This is a genomic window from Streptomyces sp. NPDC020898 (genome assembly GCF_044333925.1).
In the GTDB taxonomy this organism is placed as follows: Bacteria; Actinomycetota; Actinomycetes; order Streptomycetales; family Streptomycetaceae; genus Streptomyces.
Genome location: NZ_JBIRRV010000011.1, coordinates 49,091 through 72,871 on the forward strand (window position 1 = coordinate 49,091; position 23,781 = coordinate 72,871).

At 70.6% G+C, this 23,781-nt stretch carries 22 protein-coding genes; 14 read left to right on the forward strand and 8 right to left on the reverse strand.

Annotated elements, in window-relative coordinates:
- Positions 1–40 precede the first annotated feature (40 nt).
- Together ACH4TV_RS30410 and ACH4TV_RS30415 are read left to right on the forward strand one after the other, a co-directional pair.
- Positions 41–607: a flavin reductase family protein gene (locus ACH4TV_RS30410; RefSeq protein ID WP_398403671.1), complete on the forward strand. Its 567-nt coding sequence runs from the start codon at positions 41–43 to the stop codon at positions 605–607.
- Positions 608–630: 23 nt separating this feature from the next.
- Positions 631–1,371, forward strand: a complete 741-nt coding sequence (locus tag ACH4TV_RS30415; RefSeq protein ID WP_398403673.1) for a hypothetical protein — start codon at positions 631–633, stop codon at positions 1,369–1,371.
- An 80-nt stretch (positions 1,372–1,451) separates the two neighbouring features.
- Here ACH4TV_RS30415 and ACH4TV_RS30420 read toward each other — a convergent pair whose 3' ends face one another.
- Genes ACH4TV_RS30420 through ACH4TV_RS30430 form a run of 3 tightly spaced genes read right to left on the reverse strand, consistent with a single transcriptional unit; the run spans position 1,452 to position 4,156 of the window.
- Positions 1,452–2,222 carry an SDR family NAD(P)-dependent oxidoreductase gene (locus ACH4TV_RS30420; protein ID WP_398403675.1) on the reverse strand — a complete coding sequence of 257 codons (771 nt, stop codon included), beginning with the start codon at positions 2,220–2,222 and terminating at the stop codon, positions 1,452–1,454.
- Between the two features lie 11 nt (positions 2,223–2,233).
- Positions 2,234–3,004, reverse strand: coding sequence for an SDR family NAD(P)-dependent oxidoreductase (locus ACH4TV_RS30425; protein WP_398403677.1), 771 nt, complete (start codon positions 3,002–3,004; stop codon positions 2,234–2,236).
- Positions 3,005–3,031: 27 nt separating this feature from the next.
- Positions 3,032–4,156 carry an acyl-CoA dehydrogenase family protein gene (locus tag ACH4TV_RS30430; protein WP_398403679.1) on the reverse strand — a complete coding sequence of 375 codons (1,125 nt, stop codon included), beginning with the start codon at positions 4,154–4,156 and terminating at the stop codon, positions 3,032–3,034.
- Between the two features lie 97 nt (positions 4,157–4,253).
- Here ACH4TV_RS30430 and ACH4TV_RS30435 point away from each other — a divergent pair, with 97 nt between their 5' ends.
- Both ACH4TV_RS30435 and ACH4TV_RS30440 read left to right on the forward strand, forming a co-directional pair.
- Entirely contained in the window at positions 4,254–5,426 is a 1,173-nt protein-coding gene (locus tag ACH4TV_RS30435) for a thiolase family protein (protein ID WP_398403681.1), read from the forward strand.
- A gap of 6 nt (positions 5,427–5,432) precedes the next feature.
- Positions 5,433–6,197: an enoyl-CoA hydratase-related protein gene (locus ACH4TV_RS30440; protein WP_398403683.1), complete on the forward strand. Its 765-nt coding sequence runs from the start codon at positions 5,433–5,435 to the stop codon at positions 6,195–6,197.
- A gap of 205 nt (positions 6,198–6,402) precedes the next feature.
- Here ACH4TV_RS30440 and ACH4TV_RS30445 read toward each other — a convergent pair whose 3' ends face one another.
- On the reverse strand, positions 6,403–7,881 hold the full coding sequence (locus ACH4TV_RS30445; RefSeq protein WP_398403685.1) for an aldehyde dehydrogenase family protein: 1,479 nt from the start codon (positions 7,879–7,881) through the stop codon (positions 6,403–6,405).
- 259 nt (positions 7,882–8,140) lie between these two features.
- On the opposite strand from ACH4TV_RS30445, the gene ACH4TV_RS30450 reads away from it, so the two are divergent.
- Positions 8,141–9,418 carry an amidohydrolase family protein gene (locus ACH4TV_RS30450; protein ID WP_398403687.1) on the forward strand — a complete coding sequence of 426 codons (1,278 nt, stop codon included), beginning with the start codon at positions 8,141–8,143 and terminating at the stop codon, positions 9,416–9,418.
- A gap of 105 nt (positions 9,419–9,523) precedes the next feature.
- Here ACH4TV_RS30450 and ACH4TV_RS30455 read toward each other — a convergent pair whose 3' ends face one another.
- Positions 9,524–10,549: an LLM class flavin-dependent oxidoreductase gene (locus ACH4TV_RS30455; protein WP_398403689.1), complete on the reverse strand. Its 1,026-nt coding sequence runs from the start codon at positions 10,547–10,549 to the stop codon at positions 9,524–9,526.
- 72 nt (positions 10,550–10,621) lie between these two features.
- Positions 10,622–11,395: an enoyl-CoA hydratase/isomerase family protein gene (locus tag ACH4TV_RS30460; RefSeq protein WP_398403691.1), complete on the reverse strand. Its 774-nt coding sequence runs from the start codon at positions 11,393–11,395 to the stop codon at positions 10,622–10,624.
- Between the two features lie 127 nt (positions 11,396–11,522).
- Here ACH4TV_RS30460 and ACH4TV_RS30465 point away from each other — a divergent pair, with 127 nt between their 5' ends.
- Genes ACH4TV_RS30465 through ACH4TV_RS30475 form a run of 3 tightly spaced genes read left to right on the forward strand, consistent with a single transcriptional unit; the run spans position 11,523 to position 14,416 of the window.
- A complete protein-coding gene (locus tag ACH4TV_RS30465; protein ID WP_398403693.1) occupies positions 11,523–11,834 on the forward strand; it encodes a hypothetical protein in 312 nt (103 codons plus the stop codon).
- 15 nt (positions 11,835–11,849) lie between these two features.
- Positions 11,850–13,370, forward strand: a complete 1,521-nt coding sequence (locus ACH4TV_RS30470) for a class I adenylate-forming enzyme family protein (RefSeq protein ID WP_398403694.1) — start codon at positions 11,850–11,852, stop codon at positions 13,368–13,370.
- Positions 13,371–13,381: 11 nt separating this feature from the next.
- Positions 13,382–14,416: a phosphotransferase family protein gene (locus tag ACH4TV_RS30475; RefSeq protein ID WP_398403695.1), complete on the forward strand. Its 1,035-nt coding sequence runs from the start codon at positions 13,382–13,384 to the stop codon at positions 14,414–14,416.
- Between the two features lie 94 nt (positions 14,417–14,510).
- Here ACH4TV_RS30475 and ACH4TV_RS30480 read toward each other — a convergent pair whose 3' ends face one another.
- A complete protein-coding gene (locus ACH4TV_RS30480) occupies positions 14,511–15,302 on the reverse strand; it encodes an SDR family NAD(P)-dependent oxidoreductase (protein ID WP_398403697.1) in 792 nt (263 codons plus the stop codon).
- Positions 15,299–16,618 (reverse strand): acyl-CoA dehydrogenase family protein, encoded by a 1,320-nt coding sequence (locus ACH4TV_RS30485; protein ID WP_398403699.1) that lies wholly within the window; start codon positions 16,616–16,618, stop codon positions 15,299–15,301. The genes ACH4TV_RS30480 and ACH4TV_RS30485 overlap by 4 nt, the downstream gene beginning before the upstream one ends.
- A gap of 102 nt (positions 16,619–16,720) precedes the next feature.
- Here ACH4TV_RS30485 and ACH4TV_RS30490 point away from each other — a divergent pair, with 102 nt between their 5' ends.
- The 6 genes from ACH4TV_RS30490 to ACH4TV_RS30515 all read left to right on the forward strand — a co-directional run bounded on the left by ACH4TV_RS30490 (position 16,721) and on the right by ACH4TV_RS30515 (position 23,770).
- The gene (locus ACH4TV_RS30490; RefSeq protein ID WP_398403701.1) at positions 16,721–17,953 is read left to right on the forward strand and encodes a CaiB/BaiF CoA transferase family protein; all 1,233 of its coding nucleotides are present in this window, start codon (positions 16,721–16,723) and stop codon (positions 17,951–17,953) included.
- 25 nt (positions 17,954–17,978) lie between these two features.
- Positions 17,979–19,178 carry a cytochrome P450 gene (locus ACH4TV_RS30495; RefSeq protein WP_398403703.1) on the forward strand — a complete coding sequence of 400 codons (1,200 nt, stop codon included), beginning with the start codon at positions 17,979–17,981 and terminating at the stop codon, positions 19,176–19,178.
- A gap of 8 nt (positions 19,179–19,186) precedes the next feature.
- A complete protein-coding gene (locus tag ACH4TV_RS30500) occupies positions 19,187–19,654 on the forward strand; it encodes a VOC family protein (RefSeq protein WP_398403705.1) in 468 nt (155 codons plus the stop codon).
- Positions 19,655–19,695: 41 nt separating this feature from the next.
- On the forward strand, positions 19,696–20,811 hold the full coding sequence (locus ACH4TV_RS30505; RefSeq protein WP_398404057.1) for an acyl-CoA dehydrogenase family protein: 1,116 nt from the start codon (positions 19,696–19,698) through the stop codon (positions 20,809–20,811).
- 128 nt (positions 20,812–20,939) lie between these two features.
- Complete coding sequence (locus ACH4TV_RS30510; protein WP_398403707.1) at positions 20,940–22,463, forward strand: class I adenylate-forming enzyme family protein; 1,524 nt, start codon at positions 20,940–20,942, stop codon at positions 22,461–22,463.
- Positions 22,460–23,770 (forward strand): MaoC family dehydratase N-terminal domain-containing protein, encoded by a 1,311-nt coding sequence (locus tag ACH4TV_RS30515; RefSeq protein ID WP_398403709.1) that lies wholly within the window; start codon positions 22,460–22,462, stop codon positions 23,768–23,770. The genes ACH4TV_RS30510 and ACH4TV_RS30515 overlap by 4 nt, the downstream gene beginning before the upstream one ends.
- Positions 23,771–23,781: the final 11 nt, after the last annotated feature.

Genomic DNA, 23,781 nt, shown 5'->3' on the forward strand with positions numbered 1-23,781 from the left:
TGAGGAGCGGTCGGCGAGGTTGGAGAGGCTGGGAGGCCGTATGAGCGACGGCGTGGCGTGTCCCCGGACGACGGACGCGATCGACGGGCGTCAATTCCGTGACGTACTGGGCAACTTCCCCACGAGCGTGGTCGCGATCACCACCACGGACGCCGAGGAGCGGCCGCACGGGATGATCGTCGGCACCTTCACGTCCGTGTCCCTGGACCCGCCCCTGGTGTCCTTCCTGGTCGGCCGCTCCTCCACGACCCTGGGGACGATCAGGACCGCCGGCCGCTTCTGCGCCAACGCGCTCGCGGGCAACCAGGAACGGCTGTCCCGGAAGCTGGCCACCGGCCCGGCCCGGCAGCGGTTCGCGGACACGCCCTGGCAGACATCCCCGCTGGGCAACCCGGTTCTGGACGGAATCGTCGCGTGGGTGGACTGCACGGTGGAGCAGATCGTGGAGATCGGTGACCACCTGCTCGTCGTCGGGCGGGTCCACGGCCTGCTCGTCGAGTCGATGAAGACCCCGCTGCTGTTCTTCAGGGGTGGATACGGCGACTACCTGTCGAGTGCGGCGCTGCTGCTCGACAGGCTCGTCGGCTGGGACGAGATCGGTCGATAGCAGCAAGCGACAAAGGAGCCGCAGTGAAGAAGGACCTTTACATAAGACTGCAAAGAGTGTCGGCGTGGTGTGGCGTCCTCCTCTTCGTGGGATTCCTCGCCGCGTTCGCCGTGGGGCACCTCACCCCGCCGATGAGCCCGACGGAAAGCCCCGAGGACGTCGTCGCGTTCCTCAAGGACAACCGCACGGGAATCCTCACCTGTGTCGCCCTGATGGTTCTGCTCGTCCCGTTCGAGTACCCGTACGTGGTCGTGACGAGCATGCAGCTGCGCCGGGTCGAGGGCGGCTGGGGGCTGCTGTCCATGATCCAGCTCACCACGGGCGTGGTGGCCCCGCTCGGGTTCTTCTTCCCGCTCGCGATCCTCGCCGCCGCGGCCTACCGGCCGGAGCTCCACTCCGTCGACGTCCTGACCGCGATGGTCGACACCTTCTGGCTCATGTTCGTGGGCAACGCCTGCATCTTCGTCCTCCAGGTCTGGTCGATCGGATACGCCGCGTTCATCGACCACACCCGGGAGAAGCCGCTCTTCCCGCGCTGGTACGGCTGGCTCAGCATCGTGCTGGGAGTGACGCTCATCCCGGGCGCCTTCGTCTTCCTCAACCAGGACGGGCCGCTCGCCTGGAACGGGCTTCTCGCGAACATCATCCCCTCGGTCGCGTACGCCCTGTGGAAGATCGCCACGCCGTACGTGCTGCTGAAGGCGATCACGAACGAGGAGAAGGAGCTGGCCGACAAGCCGGCGAACGAACCCGTGACCGTGTAGGACCGCCGGAACAGCTGTGGCCCCAGGACGAAAGTCGCGGGGCCACAGCTGTGTTTGTCCTCTCCTCGGCGGCTGGACGGCTAGACCGAGAGTGCGAACCCGCCCGTCACGCGCAGCGTCTCGCCGGTGACGAAGGAGGCCTTCGACGAGGCCAGGTAGAGCAGCGCCTCGACGATGTCCTGCTCCGTGCCCTCCTGGCCGAGGATCTGCTCCCCGAGGACGCGCTCCGCCTCGGCGCGGGACAGCTGGGCCCGTACGGCGTCGGTGAAGATCAGGCCCGGCGCGATCGCGTTGACCCGGATGCCGTCGGCGGCGAACTCGCGCGCGAACGACACGGTCAGGCCTCGCACGGCGAGCTTGGAGACGCCGTAGATGCTGCGGTTCGCGTAGGCCGCCGACGACGAGATGTTGACGATGGAGGCACCGGGGCGGCCCTTCATGGCCTCCCGGGCGGCGAGTGAGCAGATGACGACGCCCATGACGTTGACGTCGAGCACCCGCCGTACGGCGGCGAGGCCCAGTTCGGTGAACGGCTTGTTGTAGGCGGCGTGCAGGCCCGCGTTGTTGACGAGGATGTCGAGTCCGCCGTGGCGTTCGGCGACCGCGTCCACCACCGCGCCGACCGCGTCCTCGTCGGCCACGTCGCAGGCGACCCCGGTCGCACCTCGGCCCAGGGCCGTGAGCTCCGCCGCGGCCTCGGCCGCCGCGGCGCCGTCGATGTCGGCGAGCACGACGTGTGCGCCGCGGGCCGACAGCGCCGCCCCGAACGCCTTGCCGAAGCCGCGCCCGCCTCCGGTGACGAGCGCCACCCTGCCCTCGTACTCGCTGCTCTGCTGTGCGTGGTCCGGCATCAGAACCTCACTCACTTCGGTGCGAATCGCTGGCCGGCGTCCAGACGGAGGCACTGGCCGTTCAGCATGGGGTTGTCGACGATGGCGAGGGCGAGCTTGGCGTACTCCTCCGGGCGGCCCAGGCGCCGGGGGAACGCGGCGTCCTTGACGAGCGCGGCCCGTACGTCGGCGGGGATCTTCTCGGTGGCGCCCGTCTCGAACAGGCTGGGGGCGATGGCGAGGACGCGGATGCCGAGGGAGCCGAGGTCGCGCGCCATGGTGAGGCACATCCCGGCGATGGCGGCCTTGGCGGCCGAATAGGCGACCTGGCCGATCTGTCCCTCGAAGGCGGCGCTCGACGAGGTGTTGATGATGACGCCGCGTTCGCCGGTGGACTCGGGGTCCTCGGGCTCGTTGCGGCTCATGTGCGCGGCGGCCAGCCGGCTGACGTTGAAGGTGGCGACGGCGTTGAGGTCGAGGATCCGGCGGAAGGTCTCCAGGTCGTGCGGCCCGTCCCTGCCGAGCGTGCGCCGTACGCTGCCGCCGCCCGCCGTGGTGACCGACACATGCAGTCCGCCGAGGGCGTCCACGGCGGCGGCCAGCGCGCTCTGAGTCGCCTCGAAGTCGGTCACGTCGACAGGGTGGAAGCTGCCGCCGATCGCCGTGGCGATCTCGGCTCCCGCCGAAGCGGGACGGTCGAGTACGGCGACCTCGGCGCCGCGCGCCGCGAGCAGCTCGGCGGTGGCCCGGCCCATGCCGGAGGCGCCGCCGAACACCACGGCCTTCTTGCCCTTGATCTCCATGGGGAACCTTTCGGAACGTGGGGTGACTCAGGCGGACGCGGGGGAGGACCGCAGGAGGGTGCACAGCCGGTCGCGGTGGACGGCGGCGTCGCCGTACAGCACGCTGTCCGCCCTGGCGCGGCGCAGGTAGAGGTGCAGGTCGTGCTCCCAGGTGAAACCGACACCGCCGTGCAGCTGGAGCGCCCGGCCCGCGACCTCGCCGGCCCCCGCCGCGACGTACGAGGCAGCGGCACAGGCCGCCCGGGCCGCGTCGTCGGCGCCCGCGTCGGCGGCCATCGCCGCGTAGGAGGTGGCCGCGTGGGTGCCGTGGACGAGGAGCGCCATGTCGGCGGCCGCGTGTTTGACGGCCTGGAAGGTGCCGATCGGCTGCCCGAACTGCACGCGGGTCGTGGTGTGTTCGACCGTCAGCTCCAGCATGCGTCGCATCGCCCCGAGCGCGTCGGCGCACCGCAGCACCGACGCGTCGTCGAGCAGCCGCTGGATCTCCTCGGGCCCGGCGGCGAGGCGCCGGTCGTGCGGGACGCGTACGCCGTCGAGGAGGACCTCGTGGAACGCGCGGGTCGGATCGAGGACGCGCTGACGCCGGACGGTGACCCCGGAGGCGTCGCGGTCGACTACGAAGGATGCCGGTACGCCGTCCTGCCGTGCCGTGACGAGCAGCCAGCGGGCGCCGCCGGCATCCTGCACCGCCGTCTTCACCCCGTCGAGGACGAATGCGTCCCCGTCGGCGCGGGCGGCGGCGCGGACGCCGTCGAGGGACCAGGGGGCCCGCGGTTCGGCGAACGCCCAGGTGGCCCAGGAGGATCCGGCGGCCAGGGCGGGCAGCACCTCGGCCCGCAGTCCTGGCGAGCCCGCGTCGGCGAGTGCCCGGCCGACGATCGCGGTGGGCGCGAACGGACCCCGTCCGAGCGCGCGCCCCATCTCCTCGGCGACGAGCGCGAGTTCCACCAGGCCCTGGCCACTGCCGCCGTACTCCTCGGGCAGACCGAGGCCCGGCCAGCCGAGGTCGGCGGTCAGCCGCCACACCTCCGGGTCGACATCCTCGTCGCGTTCCATCCACGCCCGTACATGCGCGATCGGGGCCCGGTCCGACAGCAGGTCGCGCGAGGCCTCGCGCAACATGCCCTGCTCCTCGCTGAGCTCGAAGTTCACCCGAACAAGGTATCCTCTATTCTGGATCAGGTCGAGATGATCGGCGGATATCGCGGAATCCTGTCGAACTCCTGCCTATTTAAGTACTCTTAATTGCATGGTTGATGCCGTACTTCTCTCCGCGTGCCGCACCGCGATCGGAACCGCCCGACGCGGCACCCTGCGGGACACCAGCGCTTTCGATCTCGCCACCCTCGTCGTGCGCGAGGCCGCGTACCGCAGCGGTCTGCCCCTGGAGTCGATCGATGACGTCGTCCTCGGTGAATCCCTCGCCGGAGGCGGGGACATCGCCCGGTACGCGGCGCTTCAGGCCGGGCTGACCCACGCCCCGGGACTGGCGCACAACCGGCACTGCGCCTCCGGGCTGGCCAGCGTGGCGACCGCCGCCGGGAGCGTACGGGCCGGAATGGACCGGGTGGTCATCGCGGGCGGGACGCACTCGTCGTCCACGGCGCCGGTGGCCCGGCGGCGGATTCCGGGCACCGACGACTGGCAGGACCCCTGGATGGCGCCGACCCATGTCCCGACGCCCGAGGCCCCCAACAACGACATGGGGGTCCTCGTCGGCTGGAACACGGCCCGGCTGGCCGGCCTCACCCGCGAGGAGATGGACGCCTGGGCACTGCGTTCCCACGAGCGGGCCGTACGCGCCACCGACGAAGGCCGGTTCGCCGACGAGATCGTGCCCGTGAAGGTCATCGGCCGGGACGGAGCGACCTCGGTCTTCCACACCGACGAGCATCCCCGGCGCGACACCACCATGGAGAAACTGGCGGCGCTGAAGGTGCTGCACCCCGAGATCGAGGGCTTCTCCATCACGGCCGGCAACTCCAGCGGGGTGAACGACGGCGCGGCGGCGGTGGTGGTCGCCGGCTCGGACGTGGCCGCCGCGCACGGACTACGTCCGCTGGCGACCGTGCGGTCCTGGGCGAGCGTGGGCGTCGACCCCGTCGAGACGGGACTCGCGCCGATCGCCGCGATCCGCAAGGCGCTGACCAGGGCCGGGCTCGGCATCGACGACGTCGACCTGTTCGAGGTCAACGAGGCCTTCGCCGCGGTGGCCGTCGCCACCACCCGCGAACTGGGCCTCGACCCGGAGCGGGTCAACCCGTTCGGCAGCGGGTGCAGCCTCGGCCACCCGATCGCGACCACCGGAACCCGCATGGTCGTGACCCTGGCGCACGAGCTGCGCCGCCGGGGCGGCGGGACGGCGGTCGCGGCCATGTGCGCGGGCGGCGGCATGGGCTCGGCCATGGTCCTGACGGTCTGACGGCCGATGATCGCGGTCGGGGCCGAGGGACTGGACTGTCACTGGACGGACGGCGTGCTGTGGCTGACACTCGCCCGGCCACAGGCGCGCAACGCGATGACGATCGCGATGCGCCGAGGGCTGATCGAGGCGGTGCGGGCGGCCGACGCCGACGCGGAGACCCGGCTCGTCGTCCTCACGGGCGCCGATCCCGCGTTCTCGGCGGGCATCGACCTCAAGGAGGCGCTGGGCAACGGCTCGGGCTCCCCGCGTGGGGCGCGCACGGACCCCGCGGAGGTGGTGCGGGCCGCCCGTACGCCGGTGCTCGGCGTCATCAACGGTGTTTGCTGCACGGGGGCGTTGGAGCTGGCCCTGTCGTGCTCGTTCCTCATCGCCTCCGACCGGGCTCGGTTCGCCGACACCCATGCGGCGATCGGCCTCACGGCGGGCTGGGGGATGAGCGCGCTGCTGCCCCGGGCGGTCGGCGTGCGCCTCGCCCGCCGGATGATGCTGACGGGCGAGGCGATCGACGCGGAACAGGCGCTGGTGGCGGGGCTGGTGACGGAGGTTGTTCCGCACGATCAGTTGATCGACCGTGCGCACGGGATCGCGGCGCAGGTGCGTGCCGCGCATGCCGGTGCGGTCGCGGAGACGCTGGCTCTGCTTTCGGCGGGGGAGGGTACGAGTCTTGCGCATGCTCTTGCGTTGGAGGCGCAGGCGAAGTTGGGGCGGCGGCGGGATGTGGGGGAGGTTGCTCGGCGGTTTGCTGCGAGGGGGGATGGGGGCGCGTGAGGGGGTGGGGGGTTGTCGTCGTGGGCGGGTGCGGGTTCGTTGTGGCTGGTCGCGCAGTCCCCGCGCCCCTTTCGGGGCGCCCCCACCCTGGACAAAGAGGCGGCGCAGCCAGCCTCTTTGTCCAGGGGCGCGGGGAACTGCGCGACCAGCCCCCACCGGCCCGCAGACTCATCACGTCCCTTCCAACGCCGCACCCAGCGGAGCGCTACCGTGCGGCCCAACTCACCGTCTTCGTCTGGAGATACTCGTCCAGCCCGAACTCGCCCCACTCCCGGCCGAGTCCGCTCTGCTTGTACCCGCCGAACGCGGCCCGCGGATTCACCCCGGCGCTGCCACCGTTGATCGCCACACCGCCGGCCCGGATACGGGACGCCATCTCGTGCGCGGCCACGGTGTCCGCGCTCCAGACGGCGCCGGCGAGGCCGTACGGGCTGTCGTTCGCGATCCGTACCGCCTCCTCGTCGGTGGCGAACGGGATGACGACGCCGACCGGTCCGAAGAACTCCGTACGCGCGATGGTCATCGAGTTGTCGACGCCGGTGAAGAGGGTGGGTTCCAGGAAGTGGCCCCGGTCGAGGCCGGCCGGGCGTTTGCCGCCGTGGACGATCCGCGCCCCCTCCTCCTCGCCGACCCGGATCAGTTTCTCGACCTTGTCCCGCTGTGCCTCGGTGATCAGCGGGCCCATGGTGGTGGCCGGGTCCGCGGGGTCGCCGACCCTGACCGTGGCGAGGGCCGCGCTCAGCCGGGCGACCAGTTCGTCGTGGACGGACTCGTGCACGAGTGTGCGGGTCAGCAGTGAACAGCCCTGTCCGGCATGGGTGATGATGCCCGTGAGCGCGGACCGTACGGCGCCGTCGAGGTCGCCGTCGGCGCGGACGATGCTGGCCGACTTGCCCCCGAGTTCGAGGACGACCTTCTTCAGGGAGGCCGCGGCCTGGGCGTAGACCGCGCGCCCGACGGTGTCCGACCCGGTGAAGCTCACGAGGTCCACCATGGGGTGGGTGGTCAGCTCGTGACCGGCCTCGACATCGCCGGTCACGATGTTCAGCACGCCCGGGGGCAGCCCGGCCGCGTCGGCGAAGTCGCCGATCAGCAGGGACTCCAGGGGAGTCACGGGCGCCGGTTTGAGTACGGCGGTGCAGCCCGCCGCGAGGGCCGGGATCACCTTCATCATGCTGAGGAAGAACGGGAAGTTGTAGGCGGAGATCAGGGCGCACACGCCGAACGCCTCGCGGCGCAGCACCCCTTGGGAGATTCCGATGCCAGGCGCGACGGTGGGAGCCATCGGGCGTTCCCAGACGAAGGCCGGCATGACCCGCTCGGCCATGTCACGCAGATGCGTCACCGGGACCCGGGTCTGGAGGCTCTCCGCGAGCGGACGGACCGAGCCCGCCTCGGCGATGTTGACGGCGACGAGGTCCGGGAGCCGGCGCTCCATCTCCTCGGCCATGCGCAGCAGCACCGCGGCCCGCTCGGCGGGCTTCAGCCGGGGCCACGGCCCCTCGTCGAACGCCCGGCGCGCGGCCTCGACGGCCCGGCGGACATCGGCGCGGGAGGACTGGGGGACCTCGGCGATCGGCTGTTCCGTCGCCGGATTGCGCACGACGAGAGAGGCGTCCGAATCGCCGTCCGTGCGGCGCCCGTCGATGTAGAGCTGCGAAGAGAACGAGTAAGCCGTCGTCATGTGCGGTCTCCTGATCGACTGGGACACCATGGGCAACCTTGAGGGCATCTATTGAGTTGAGTGTACTTAATTGAGGGATCGAGGGAAGGGGCGTAGGTTGATCGGCCCTGTGTCAGTCGTTTGTCAGGTTTTGCGGCGGGAGGGTGGCCCCTCAATCCGTGTGCTGAATCATTGACTAGACCGATCGGTACAGGTAACTTCGGCCTCATCCGCGGGGTGGATTCTGCGCGAACGACGAGGTTCGAAAGAGGTACCGCCTGTGTTCAAGGAATTTGTCGTCTCCGGTGATTCGCACATCATCGAGCCGGTCGATCTCTTCAAGACCCGGCTCCCCAAGAATTTGCGTGAACGGGCCCTCTGGGAAGAGGAGTTCACGCTCGACGAGCCGATCGTGCCGGGCGGGCACACGGAGTTCAAAAAACTGCACACCATCGGGTTCGACGGCTGGACCATCTCCAAGTACCGCCAGACCGGCGGCGAGACCCCGGACGGCGATCCCGAGCACATCCTGCGGGACATGAACATCGACGGCGTCGACGCCTCGGTGATGTTCCCCAACCTCTCGCTGTTCGTCCTGTTCACGGACGACCACGAGCTCTCGATGGCCCACGCCCGCGTGTGGAACGACTACCTCGTCGAGCGGTACCTGCCCTACAAGGAGCGGCTGCGCCCGACCGCGGCGATCCCGCTGACGAACGTCCCCGAGGCCGTCGCGGAGATCGAGCGGATCGCGCGGCTGGGCCTCCAGGCGATCCTCCTCCCGGAGATCCCGCCGCTGCCCTACTACGCGCGGGAGTACGACCCGATCTGGGCGGCGGCCCAGGCGCACGGTCTGCCGGTGTTCATCCACGTGGCGACCGGTGGCGTGAAGGTCAAGGAAGAGGTGTCCGAGACGGCGGTGACCGTCCGGGGCCTGATGAACGCCATGAATATGGGCAAGGGCAACCTGACCGACGACATGGTGGCCGGCCGGACCATGGGCACCGCGGTCGGGGCGGCCGTGGCCGGTCCGCAGGGCATCATCGCCAGCCTTGTCGGCGGCGGTGTGTGCGAGCGCTTCCCCGACCTGCACTTCAACCTGATCGAGTACACGGCCGGCTGGCTGGTCTCCTTCATGGGCTACATGGACAAGGCGTGGAAGACCGGCACCGGCCAGGACCCCGACTGGTGGCTCGGCTTCTGGGACGACAACCGTCCTGCCACGGAACAGCCCTCCATGGGACGGCTGTTCGCCATCAACGACAAGTGGCCCTACCCGCTCAAGCCCACGGACTACGTCCGGCGCCAGATCCACGTCCAGTTCGCGGACGACCCGACCGCCGTCAAGGCCCGTCACATCACCGGCCTGTCCACGGTCATCTGGGGCAACGACTACCCGCACGCCGAGGGCACCTTCCGCGACAGTGCCGAGTGCATCGCGGAGAACTTCGAGGGTGTCGGGGACGAGGACCGCGCGGCGATCCTCGGCGGCACGCTCGCCGACGTCGTGCACTTCGACAAGAGCAAGAAGCTCGCGCCGCTTCCCCAGGAAGCCTGATCCACGGCCCAACCACACCTGATCCACGCCTGATCCACGGCTGAGCCGCAAACCGGCCCCGGAGCGCTCACGCTCCGGGGCCGGTCGTTTCCGTGCCTGTGCGCGTCAGACGCGTTCCGGTACGTCCGGTACCGCGCCGATCAGGGCGAGGCCGGCGCGGGCGTACGCGGCCCGGCGGCGCGGGCTCACCAGGAAGCTCGGCGGTGCGAAGTAGCCGACATCGCGGGGGAGCGAACCGGCGCGGCGGGCGAGCGTGTCCTTGGCCTCGGCGGTCGTCCCGCAGACGGCGATCTCGGTGACCATCTCGTCGGTGACCGCCTGTGCCATCGCATCGGTGTCGCCCGCCCGGAACGCGGCCCGGAGCCGTGCCACCGGTTCCTCCCAGCCGTGGTGGGCCACATAGGGGTCGTACGTCTTCACCGTGAGGTAGAACGCGATCATCCGGCGGGCGTCGGCGACGGCGCGTTCGGGCGCGGCGTCGTCGACCGCCGTGATGATCCAGCCGTGTTCGAGGGAGCGTGCGGGTGCGTCGGCCCGGTCACCGTCGCCGCTCACCTCGCCCGCGCCGCGCTCCACCGAGGGGCGTACGACGTCGTTCCACCAGGAAGGGGTGAACAGTCCGTGCCCGATGACTCCGTCGGCGACCCGGCCCGCGGTGGCGGCCATCCGGGTGTTGAACGCGGCGAGCAGCACGGGGATGTCCAGTCGGCCGAGCACCGGGGCCCGGACGTCGGCGTCGAGCGAGTAGAACTCGCCGGAGTAGCGGACCTGTTCGCCGTTCTCGGCGTGCAGCCAGGCCCGCACGGCGCGGACAGTCTCGGCGATCCGGGCCACGGGACGCTCGCCGGGCACGCCCAGCCAGTCGCGGTTGATCCGGAACGCGGCGCTGCCCAGGCCGAGGAACAGCCGGCCCGGCGCCCGGGCGTGCAGTTGGCGCAGGGCGGTGGCGTGCGCGTAGGGGGTGCGGGCGAACGCGTAGGCGATGGCGGGGCCCGCCAGGGCGTGTTCGGTGTTCGCCACGATGTCGGCCACGGTGAGGTAGGCGTCGTGGTCGGCGAACTCCCCGGCGCAGAAGGCGCCGACACCTGCCTGCTCGGCCTCCCGCGCGACGTCCCGGCCGGGCCAGGGCATGCCGAACAGCATAGGAGCCTCCCCTTCAGAACGCTGATAAAGTACACTCTTTTGATTCAGGCTAGGGGAGTGTCAGCGCAGTGTCCACTGCCCCCGCTGCACCGCGGAGCGGTCGACCTGGGCCTTCCCGACGGGGTTCCCGATCTGCGTGTACGACAGTCCGGTGCGCAGCGCCTGGGTGCGCGTCGAGTCGAGCGACTCCCAGATGGCCCGGACGGTGCCCTGGACGGCGGCGGGCGGTTTGGCGGCGATGATGCGCGCGATGCCGTCGGCCCGGTCCCACAGCTGCTCGCGCGGGAGCACCTCGCTGACCAGGCCGATCTGGAGGGCGCGCGCGGCCGACACGCGCTCGTCCAGGCCGAGCAGCGCGATGCGCAGGGCCTCGCCGAGCGGGATGCGCCGGGCGAGCCCGATGGGTTCCATGGCCGCGGTGAGGCCGTAGCTGACGTGCGGGTCGAAGAACGTGGCGTCCTCCGAGCAGATCATGATGTCGGCCTCGTTGAGCCAGTAGAAGGCGCCGCCGGCGGCCATCCCGTGCACCGCGCAGACCAGAGGTTTCCACACCTGGTTCAGCTTCGGCGAGAGGTACTCCCCGGGGTCGGTCTGCGACCAGACGTTGGGGTGGCGGTCGATGCCCTCCTTCACGTCCATGCCCGTGCAGAACGCCCGGTCACCGGCCCCGCGCAACACGACGACGTGCACGTCGTCGTCGGTCTTGACGGTCTGCCAGATGGCGGAGAACTCCTCCAGCATCTCCTGGTTGAAGCCGTTCATGACCTCGGGCCGGTTCAGGGTGATCGTGGCCACGTGGTCGGTCACCTCGAACAGGACGGTCTTGAGTTCCATCGGCATCTCCGTTCGTCGTCCCGCTACGGCACATCGCGTCGTCATCTCGACGTGATCGAGGTAAGTAGTATACTTTTTTATGGTCTTCGGGCGCCGGAACGGAACAAGATCCGCGGAGGAACCTGCGATGAGGCCACGTGTGGGGCAGATGCTCGCCAGTACGGTCGATACGACGGCGGTGATCGTCGTGCGATGCCAGGACGCCGAGGTGGAGATCACCTGCGGCGGGGCGCCCATGACCGAGGCGAACGGGCCGGGGCACGCAGCCATCGGCACGGCCGACCCCCAGTCGATGGGCGGTGCGGTGCTCGGCAAGCGGTACGCCGACGAGGACCTCGGTCTGGAACTGCTGTGTACGAAACAGGGGCAGGGCACGCTGGCGGTGAACGGCGTCCCCCTGCCGATGAAGAGCGCCAAGCCGCTCCCGGCCTCGGACTGAGGGGCGGGGCGGCCGGTGAACATATCGATGCTGTTGGACATGGCCGCCGAGGGTCTCGGCGACCGGGTCGTGATCGGGACCCGGGACGAGGGGCTGAGCGCCCCGCGACTGCGTGAACTGGCCATCGGTGGGGCCCGATTGGTGTGCGCGGCCGAGGCCGACGCGATCGTGTACCTGGCGGTGAACGGCCCGGCCCTCCCGGTCGCACTGTTCGCCGCGGCCCGCGCCGGAGTCCCCCTGGTGCCGGTCAACTACCGCCTGGGCGACGCACAACTCGACGCGCTGCTGGCGAACCACCCCCGGGCCCTGGGCATCGCCGACCCGGAACACGGTGAGGCGTTGCGCCGCGCCGGGCCGGCGGTACGGAGCCCGGACGCGTGGCTGAAGGAGGCAGCGCGGGCCACTGACCCTGCCGGCGACGACGATCCGGCGCCGACCGACTCCCCGGCCGTCCTCATCTACACGAGCGGCACGACCTCGGCGCCGAAGGGCGTCGTCCTGCGCCACCACAACCTGGTGTCGTACGTGCTGGGCACGGTGGAGTTCGCCGGTGCCGGCCCGGACGAGGCGGCCCTGGCGAGCGTGCCGCCGTACCACATCGCCGCCGTGTCGAACGTACTGACCAACCTGTACGCGGGGCGCCGCGCCCTGAGCCTCGAACAGTTCACGCCGGAGGGCTGGCTCGACCTCGTACGGCGGCAGCGTGTCACCAACGCGATGGTGGTGCCGACGATGCTCGCCCGCCTCATGGACACGACCGGCCTCGACCGGTCGGTGCCCTCGCTGCGCGCGCTCGCCTATGGCGGGGCCAGGATGCCCGTGCGGGTGATCGAGACCGCGCTGCGCACCTGGCCGGACATCGACTTCGTGAACGCCTACGGGCTGACGGAGACCTCGTCCACGATCACGGTCCTGGGCCCGCAGGAACACCGGACCGCCGTCGCCAGCGACGATCCCGCGGTACGGGCCCGGCTCGGTTCGGCCGGTCTGCCGGTGCCGGGGGTCGAGCTGGAGGTCCGGGACGCGTCCGGCGCGGTCGCCGGCCCGGGGGAGACCGGACAGATCTGGGTGCGCGGCGAGCAGGTCTCGGGGGAGTACGCGGGACAGGGCTCCGCGGTCGACGAGCGCGGCTTCTTCCACACCCGCGACCAGGGCCACCTCGACGCCGACGGCTACCTCCACATCGAGGGCAGGGCCGACGACACGATCATCAGGGGCGCCGAGAACATCGCGCCCGCCGAGATCGAGGACGTCCTGCTGCTCCACCCGGACGTGCTCGACGCGGTCGTCGTCGGGGTCCCGGACGAGGAGTGGGGCCAGCGGATCGAGGCCGTGGTCGTGGTCCGCGACGGTGCGGAGATCGATGCCGGGGGCCTGCGTGCGCAGGTGCGCGGCACACTGCGCGGCTCGAAGACACCGGAGCGCATCACCCGCTGGCCCGAACTGCCTCGCACCCCGACCGGCAAGCTCGTGCGCCGCGACATCGTCGCGGCGCTGACCGCCGAACGCCATGAGGCCGTCGGCCGACAGGGATGAGAGACCGGTTCATGAGCGTCGTCACCAACAGCACTGATCTGATACCGGAGTTGACACGGCGCACGGCTGCCGCACTGCGCGGCTGGGCTCCCGAGGGCACGGTGCAGTCCGTCGAGCCGCTCGCCGGCGGCACATCGAGCCTCACCTACGTCGCGACGCTGTCGGGCGTTCCCGCCGGCCACGAGCGCGTCGTCCTCAAGGTGGCCCCGCCCGGCCTGGAGCCGGTCCGCAACCGGGACGTGCTGCGCCAGGCGCGGCTCATGCAGGTCCTGGCAGGCGTACCCGGCGTACGGGTGCCGAAGGTGCTGTTCTCGGACAAGGGCGCACCGCCGGCCCACCAGCCGTTCGTGGCCATGGAGTTGGTGCCCGGGGACTGCGTGGAACCGGTGCTCGCACCGCGCGGGACGCTGTCCGCCGGACAGGTACGGTCCCGTGCCCTCGACGCGGCCCGGATGCTCGCCCACCTGCACCGCGTGGACCCCAAACGAACGGCCCTCGCCGGGGAGCCCGTCGTCACGCCCGGCGCCGAGATCGACCGCTGGACCCGGGCGTTCACGACGGTCCCCGAGGACCTGCGCACCGGCTACGAGGCGGTCGCGGAACGGCTGCGCGCCGCCCTGCCCGCCGCGATGATGCCGGTGTTCACCCACGGCGACTACCGCCTCGGCAACACCCTGTGCGACGCGGACTCGGTCAACGCGGTCATCGACTGGGAGATCTGGTCGCTCGGGGACCCCCGGGTCGACATCACCTGGCTGACCTTCTTCACCGACGAGGCCCACCACCCGGCATCCCCGTCCCCGGATCCGACCGGCATGCCGACCAAGGCCGAACTCATCGACGCCTACCAGGAAACACGCGGCGAACCCCTGCGGGACCTGCGCTGGTTCGAGGCACTGACCAAGTACAAGGAGTCGGCTGCCACAGCCTTGCTGATCAAACGCGGCAGGAAGGCAGACCATCTGACAGACATGCACCACCGCATGCTGCCGGCCTTGCCGGTACTGCTGTCCGAGGCGATGCAATTGCTTGGTCGAACTGTCTGAACGATCTTGGGAAAGCCGACCGCAGACCCGCGCCCCCTCAGGGGCGCGGGGAACTGCGCGACCAGCCCCCACCGGCCCGCAGCCAACCACCTGCCTAATACAACCCGCCGTCCACCCGAATAAGCGCCCCCGTCGTATAACTGGACGCATCACTCGCCAGATAAAGCGCCGTACTGATGATCTCCTCCGGCCGCCCGGGGCGCCCCACCGCACTGCGCGACACAGCCCGTTTCTCCTCCGCCCACGCCTTGGAGATGTCGGTCAGAAAAGGCCCCGCCGAGATCGTGTTGACGCGCACCGTCGGCCCGTACTCCAACGCGAAGACAGTGGTCAGCGCGTTCAACGCGGCCTTCGCTCCGGCGTACGGACCGAACCGCGGCTGGGGAAACAGCGCACCGGACGACGACACGTTGATGATCGAGCCGCCGTCCCCCGCCGCCATCCGCTCCCCGATCAGTGAGGCGAGCCGGAACGGGCCCTTGAAGTTGACCCCGATCACCTTGTCGAAGAGTTCCTCGCTCGTCCCCGCCGACGAGGGCGCCAGGGGCGACATCCCGGCGTTGTTGACGAGGATGTCGACCTTCCCGAACTCCTCGTACGCCGTGTCGGCGAGCCGGCCGAGGTCGTCCCAGTGCCCCACGTGTGCGGCGACGGGCAGGGCACGCCGGCCCAGCTCCCGTACCTCCGCGGCGACCTGCTCGCACGCGTCGGCCTTGCGGCTGGCGATCACCACATCGGCGCCGGCGGTGGCGAAGGCGCGCACCATCTCCAGCCCCAGGCCCCGGCTGCCGCCGGTGACGAGGGCGACCTTGCCGGACAGGTCGAACAGGTCGGCCGGAGCGATGGACTTGGCGTCACGCCCGCGTGCCCCGCGGCCGCCGCTCATATGTCCACCCGGCCGGAGAGACTGTCGTCGTCGATGATGTGCGCGTACCGCTTGCGGGCCGCCTCCCGCTTCGGCGGGATGTGCTCGCTGGGGAACAGCCCGTCCGCCGGCCGGTAGTTCTTCAGCAGCCGCTTGGCGATCGTGGTGCGGTGCACCTCGGTCGGGCCGTCGGCGAGCGCGAGGTTCGGTGCGGCCATCCACCACTTCGCGAGCGGCAGTTCGTTGGTGGTGCCGAGCGAGCCGTGCAGATGCAGGGCCCGCTGGATGACGTCGTGCAGCACCTTGGCCGTCTGCACCTTGCACATCGCGATCTGGGTCCGGGCGGCGCCGTGCGGCTGGGTGTCGATGATCCAGGCCGTGTGCAGGACGAGCAGCCGGAACTGCTGCAACTCCACCCAGGAGTCCGCGATGAACTGCTGCGCCGCCTGCTTCTCCGCGAGCAGGGTGCCCTGCGTACGGCGGGACAGCGCGCGTTCGCACATCATGTCGAAGGCGCGCGTGCACTTGCCGACCGTACGCATGGCGTGGTGCACACGGCCCCCACCGAGGCGGGCCTGGGCGACCTCGAAGCCCTCGCCGGGGCCGCCGAGCATGGCGTCGAGCGGGACCCGGACCTGGTCGTAGCGGATGTAGGCGTGGATGCCCTCGTCGAGGTTGTCGCGTTCGTCCATGGTGCCGACGTTGCGCTTGATCTCGATGCCCGGTGTCTCGGACGGCACGATGAACATCGACATCCGGGCGTGCGGCGGGGCCTCCGGATCGGTGACGGCCATGACGATGAGGAAGGCCGCATACCGGGCGTTGGAGGAGAACCACTTCTCTCCGTCGATCACCCACTCGTGGCCATCCTGCCGGGCGTGGCAGACGAACTCCTTGGGGTCGGCGCCCGCCTGCGGCTCGGTCATCGAGAAGGTGGAGACGATGTCCCCGTCGAGCAGCGGCCGCAGATAGCGGGCCTTCTGTTCGTCGGTGCCGAACATGGCGAGGATCTCGGCGTTCCCGGTGTCCGGGGCGGCGGTGCCGAAGACCGTCGGGGCCCAGTAGGAACGGCCGAGGATCTCGTTGAGATACGCGAGCTTCACCTGCCCGTAGCCGGGGCCGCCCAGTTCGGGTCCGAGGTGGCAGGCCCACAGGCCCTGGGCCCGTACCTGCTCCTGGAGTGGCCGCAGGACCGCGCGGGCCTTCTCGTTGCGGGTGTCGTACGGGTCCCCGCCATGCGGGAAGAGGAGGTCGAGAGGCTCGACCTCCTCGCGTACGAAGGTGGTCGCCCAGTCCAGCTTGGCCTGGAAATCGGGTTCGATCGAGAAATCCAGCATGACTAAAACAGTATACTTTTTAGAGCCTCCGGTCCATACTGGAGCGCGCAGTTGGTCGATTGGGTATGCGCAATAGCGATCAGGCTCGGAGGAGTTGGTCCGATGCAGAGGCCGATGGAGGGCGTGCGCGTTCTCGAAGTCGCCCAGTTCACCTTCGTCCCGGCGGCGGGCGCCGTGCTCGCGGACTGGGGCGCCGACGTCATCAAGATCGAGCACGCCGAACGGGGCGACGGCCAGCGGGGGCTGGTCCGGGTGCTCGGGTACGACGCCGTCAGCAAGGAGTCCTCGTTCTTCCCCATCGTGGAAGGACCCAACCGAGGAAAACGCAGCGTCGGCCTCGCCCTGGAGAAGCCGTCCGCGCGCCGTGTGCTGGACGAACTGATCCGCACCAGCGATGTGTTCCTCACGAACTTCCTGCCCGACGCGCGGGCGAAGCTGCGCATCGACGTCGAGGACATCCGGGCGGTCAACCCGGACATCATCTACGTCCGGGGCAGCGGCTTCGGCGCCCGCGGGGAGGAGGCGCGCAAGGGCGGCTACGACAGCACCGCCTTCTGGGCGCGCGGCGGCAGCGCCGCAGGCGTCACCCCGCCCGGCGCGGAACGGATGATCCGGATGCCCGCCGGTGCCTACGGTGACGCGATCGGCGGTATGACCATCGCCGGAGGCATCGCCGCCGCCCTCTACTCCCGCGCCACGACCGGCGAACCGTCCGTCGTGGACGTGTCGTTGCTCGGTGTGGGCGCCTGGGCGACGCAGTTCACGGTCAACATGGCGCTGATGAACGGCGGCCCGCTCCCGGTGAACACCCAGCCCCGGTACGGCTCGGTCACCAACCCCCTCATCGGGGCCTACCGCACCTCGGACGGCCGCTGGATCGAGCTGTCGATGCTGCAACCCGGCCGGTACTGGACCGAGTTCTGCAAGCTGTCCGGCCGCGAGGAACTCGCCCGCGACGAACGCTTCGACAGCACCGAGAAGTTGATGGCGAACGCCGCCGCGGCCGCCGAGATCGTCGCCGGGCTCATCGCTTCCCGCCCGTACGAGGAGTGGGTCGAGATCCTCTCCCGGGGCGAGGGCCAGTGGTCGGCCGTGCAGAGCGCCTGGGAGGTCGGTCAGGATCCGTCCCTGCGCGCCAACGGTCTGATCGCCCCCGTCGTGGACGCCGACGGGATCGACCGTGAACTGGTCGCCAATCCGGTCCAGTTCGACGAGACGCCGGCCGTGCTGACCCGGGCCCCCCAGTTCGCGGAACACACCGACGACGTCCTGCGCTCGCTCGGCATCGGCGAGGAGGAGCTCATCGCGCTCAAGATCGAGGGCGCGGCGACGTGACGAACGTACGACGAGAGGAGCCGTGATGAGTACGACGCTCGAACCCGACGGAACCCATGACGGAGTGCCCGCCTACCACTTCGACAACCGGCTCAGCGGGCCGGTCCTCAGCCACCAGCAGCGCTGGGACGAACTCGCCGGTACCCACTCCGGGTTCCGCAGCACCATCGCGCAGGGGTACTGGGTCGTGACCGAGAGCGAGGCGATCCAGCGGGCGCTCCAGGACTGGCGGACGTTCTCCAGCGAGTCGGTGACGGTGCTCAATCCGAACCCGCGGTTCCTGTGGATCCCGGAGATGCTGGACCCGCCCCACCACACCGAGTGGCGACGGCTGCTGGGCAAGAACTTCTCGCCGAAGGCCGCCGCCGCCGACGAGCCGAAGATCCGGCGGATCGCCGGCGAGCTGATCGACGGTCTGAAGGACGCCGGAAGCGTCGATGTCCTCGACGCCTTCGCCCGCCAGTTCCCGACCCGGATCTTCATGGACCTGATGGGACTGCCCGCGGAGGATCTCGACCGGTTCCTCGCCTGGACACACGATCTGCTGCATCTGACCTACACCGAAGACCCCCAGGGGCAGCGGCAGTTGGCGGCCATGACCGCCGTGTCGGACTACTTCGACGAGCAGATCGCCCTGCGCCGCGAGGCCCCGCGCGACGACCTGCTCTCGCGTGCGATGACCTGGACGATCGACGGCGAGAAGATCAACGACCGGGACATGCACGCGTTCTGCGTCCTGTTCTTCCAGGCGGGCTTCGACACCGTGCCGATCTCGGTCGGCTGGGCGTTCTACCACTTCGCCACGCACCCGGAGCAGCGCAGGGCGATCGTCGACGACCCCTCGCTGATCGGCACGGCCGTGGAGGAGATCCTGCGGGTCTACTCGCCCGTCGTCCCGGCCCGCAAGGCGACGCGGGACGTCGAGATCGGCGGCTGCCCGGTGAAGGCCGGCGACATGGTGATGCTCCCGGTCGCGGTCACCAACCGCGATCCCGAACGGTACGACAACCCGCTGGAGGTGGACCTGCACCGGACGGCCACCAACCACATCGCCTTCGGCTCGGGCCCCCACCGCTGTCTCGGCTCGCACCTCGCCCGCCTCGAACTCAACGTGGCGATCGAGGAGTGGCACCGGCGCATCCCCGACTACGAGATCGCCCCCGGCCAGGACATCGAGGCGCACGGCAACATGTACGGCATCAAGCAGCTCCGGCTCACCTGGTGAGCGGCGCGATGACCCCTCCGATCAGCGCGGCCGACCTCTACCACACGGGCATCGTGGTCAGGGACGTCGACGAGTGGAAGGCCCGGCTGACCGAGGTCGCGGGCTACCGGTGGACCGAGACGATGACCGCCGAACTCCCGGTGCGCACGGCGGACGGGGTGCGAGTGCTCCCCCTGTGCTGGACGTACTCGCTCGACGCCCCGCACATCGAACTCACCCAGGAGATCCCCGGCACACCCTGGACGGCGACCGGGCACATGGCGACGCACCACCTCGGCTACTTCTGCGACGACCTCCCGAAGACGTCCAGACGGCTGGAGGACGCGGGCTTCGCGCTGGAGGCGTGCGCGGTGGCCGACGGGGAGCCCACGATCTTCGCGTACCACCTGGCCCCGTCCGGCCTGCGCATCGAGATCGTGGACCGCACCCGGATGCCGGACTTCGCCGCCTACCTGCGGTCGAAGACACCCCGGTGACAGAGCCAGTGACAGGGAACGAGGAAGAGGGCACGACGCTCGTGGCACCGACCTTCACCGAGGAGCACGAAGCCCTCCGTTCGACGCTGCGCCGCTTCCTCGCGGACAAGGCGCCGAGCGAGGCGGTGCGCCGCTCGATGGAGTCGGCGGAGGGCCATGATCCGGTGCTCTGGCAGCAGATGGCAGCCCAACTCGGCCTGCACGGACTCGCGTTGCCGGAGGAGTACGGCGGTTTCGGCGGCGGGCCGGTCGAGTTGGGGATCGTTCTGGAGGAGCTGGGGCGGGTCCTGCTGCCCTCCCCGTACTTCGCCAGCGTGGCCCTCGCCGGCCAGGCCCTGGCCGCGTCCGGCGACGAGGCGGCGAAGGCGCGCTGGCTGCCCTCGATCGCCGACGGTTCGCTGACCGCCACCCTGGCGCTGGCAGAGGAGGGCGGGTCGTGGCGTGTCGAGGACGTGGCGGCCACGGCGACGCACGGCGACGAGGGCTGGCAGGTGACGGGCACGAAGATGTTCGTCATCGACGGCCACAGCGCAGACCTGCTCCTCGTCGCGGCGCGCACGGACACCTGCCCCGGGCTGTTCGCCGTGGACGGCGCGGCGGCCGGGGTGACCCGCACCCGGCTGGAGACGCTGGACCCGACACGGCGGCTGGCACGGATCGACCTCGACGGCGCGTCGGCGCTACGGGTCGGTCCGGAGGGCGACGCCACGGCGTATCTGCGTACCGTCGTCGACCTCGTGGTGGTGGCGCTGGCCGCCGAACAGGTCGGCGGGGCGCAGGCGTGTCTGGACGCCGCGGTGGAGTATGCCAAGGTCCGGGTCCAGTTCGGCCGACCCATCGGGTCGTTCCAGGCGGTCAAGCACAAGTGCGCCGACATGCTGCTCCAGGTCGAGGCCGCCCGGTCGGCGGTCTACCGCGCGATGTCCGTGGCGGCCGGGGAACCGGACGAACTGCCGGTGTCCGCCGCGCTCGCCGCGGCGTACTGCTCGGACGCCTTCACCCACGCGGCGAAGGAGAACATCCAGATCCACGGGGGCATCGGCTACACGTGGGAGCACGACGCGCATCTGTATCTGAAGCGCGCGAAGTCGTCCGAGCAGCTCTTCGGCAGCCCGGCGACGCATCGGGCCCGACTGGCCGACCTGGTCGGGATCTGAGCGCAGCCGCTATTTCAGGTCACTTAATCACGTGGTTCTTGTCACTTGATGCCTGAAACCAGGGACTCGGCGGCCGGTGACCATTAATTCAGTGTACTTTATAGGCCTGGTGACGAAAGGCTGCTCCCGTGGGAATTCGCGACCGCCTGTCCCGGCTGCTGACCGAGGCCCCCGCCGATGCCGAGGCGATCGAGTACGAGGGCGAATGGTGGACCTGGGGACAGATCCAGGAGACCGCGCGCGGTGTCGTCAAGGCGCTCGACGCGGTCGGGCTGCCTGCCGGCGGCCGTGTCGGCGTCGTCCTGGAGAACCGGCCCGAGCACGTGGCCGTCGTCGCCGCGGTGATCGCCTCCGGGCGGTGCCTGGTGATGCTGAGCCCGTTGCAGCCCGCGGCGCGGCTCGCGGCAGACATCGACCGCTGCGCGCCACCCGTCGTCGTCGCCGGTGCCGAGGTCCTGGCCCGAGCGGGCGTCCTGAGCACGGTGACCGCCCACGGCGCGGCCCTGGAGGTAGGCACCGACGGCACCGTCCGGCACCCGGGCGGCACGGTGTCCCCCGGGGCGCCCGCCGCCGGCGCGGACGTCGTCGTGGAGATGCTCACCTCGGGCACCACCGGCCCCCCGAAACGCGTCCACCTGCGGGTCGCGCAGCTGGACCAGGCGCTCGTCTCCGGCGGGCAGACCGCGAAGAAGGCGAGGCTGCTGTCGCGGTCGGCGTCGCTCGTGGCCACCCCGCTCGTGCACATCGGCGGTCTGTGGCGGGCGCTCGCCTGTCTCGCCACCGGGCGCCGCATGGTCCTCATGCCCAGGTTCGCCGTCGAACCGTGGGTGGGCGCCGTGGAGCGCCACGGACTCCGGGCCGCGAGCCTCGTACCGGCGGCCATCCGCGCCGTGCTCGACGCGGGCGTCCCGAAGGAACGGCTGACGAGCCTCCAGGTCGTCACCTCCGGTACCGCGCCCTGCCCGGCGGAACTCGCCGACGCGTTCTTCCGTGCGTACGGCCTGCCCGTGCTCATGACCTACGGGGCCACGGAGTTCGCCGGGGCGGTGGTCGGCTGGACACTGCCGCTGCACGAGCGGTGGTGGGAACGGAAGGCGGGCAGCGCCGGACGCGCCTTCGCCGGCGTCGAACTGCGGGTGACCGGGGAGGACGGCGCCGAACTGCCTGTCGGCAGAAGCGGCCGTCTGGAGGTCCGCACCGAGCAGAGCACCCTCGGCGGCCGGGACTGGACCCGGACCAGCGACCTCGCCCGGATCGACGCCGACCGGTTCGTCTGGATCGAGGGCCGCGCGGACGACGCCATCATCCGCGGCGGCTTCAAGGTGCAGCCGGAGACGGTCCAACGCGCCCTGGAGACCCACCCCGCCGTCCGCGAGGCGGCCGTGGCCGGGCTGCCGGACCCGAGGCTCGGCGAGGTGCCGGTCGCGGCGGTCGAGGTCGAACCGGGCCTGCCCGTCCCGGACACCGCCGAACTCGTCGCCCTCTGCCGCGCCCGGCTCACCCCCTACGAAGTGCCGGCGCACATCGTCGTCGTCGACGCCCTGCCCCGGACCCCGTCGAGCAAGGTCAGCCGCGTGGAACTGCTGGACCTGGTCCGGGCCCGGCTCGCACAACAGGAGCGCGGCCGGCGCATCAAGGAGGAGCAGCGATGACGGGCACGACGGAGACGCAGCCGGAGACACAGCCGGGGAAGGGCACGGAGCCGGGGAAGGGCACGGCCAAGGCCGCCGAGCGGTTCGGTGTGCTGACCGACGAGGCGATCGAGCGCTCCCGCCGACGCCTCGGCGTCCCCCAGGCCCAGCACAACCCCCCGCACAACTACGAGGTCACCTGGGACGGCGTACGCCACTTCGCGTACGGCTACGGCGACGACAACCCCCTGTACTGCGACCCCGACCACGCGGCCACCACCCGCTGGGGCTCGCTCGTCGCCCCGCCCACCTTCCTGTACACGATGGGGGAGGACGCCGCCCCGAAGCCGGACCCGGAGACCAAGGCACTGCTGAAGGGCGACCCCTTCGCCGGGCTCGGTTCCTACCAGGCGGTGATGGAGTTCGAGTGGTGGCGACCGCTCCGACTGGGCGACCGGTGCCGGGTGTTGCAGGCCCAGGTGGGCGTCCACCTCAAGCGCAGCAGCTTCGGCGGGCGCACGGCACACGTGGTCCGCGACTACCTCTACGCCAACGGGCAGGGCGAGATGCACGCCCTGCGCCGGGGCACGTGGATCAACGCCGAACGGCACACGTCGAAGAAGCGGGCCAAGGAACACCTCGCCCAGCAGCCCTACACCCCCGAGCAACTCGCCGAGATCGACGCGGCGTACGCGGCCGAGAGCCGGCGCGGCGCCGAACCCCGCTACTGGGAGGACGTCGAGATCGGCGACGAACTCCAGCCCCGGGTGAAGGGGCCGCTGACCACCACGGACGTGGTCGTCTGGCATCTGGGGTGGGGTATGCAGCTCACGCCGCCCGGGGCCTTCGGGATCGCCGCGCGCGTCCGGCGCAAGGCCCCGGGGCTGTACCCGCCGAACCCGTTGAACATCCCGGACACCGTGCAACGCCTGCACTGGGAACCGGAGCGGGCGAAGGAACTCGGGCTGCCGAACCCGTACGACTACGGAGGGATGCGCGAGACCTGGCTGTGCCATCTGCTCACCGACTGGATCGGCGACGACGGCTGGCTCTGGAAACTCCGTTGCGAGCACCGCAAGTTCAACTATCACGGCGACACCACCTGGGTGCGCGGCACGGTCGTCGACAAACGGCAGGTGGACGGGCGCAACGAGGTGCACATCGAGGTGCGGTGCGAGAACCAGCGCGGCGAGGTCACCACGCCCGGTACGGCCGTCGTCCTGCTGCCGACCCGCGACAGCGCGGTCGAGCTCCCGTCCCCGCCGGCCGAGGACCTGGACGGCATGGTCGCCCACGAACTGGCCCGGTTCGCGGTAACGGGCAATTAGGTATCACCAAC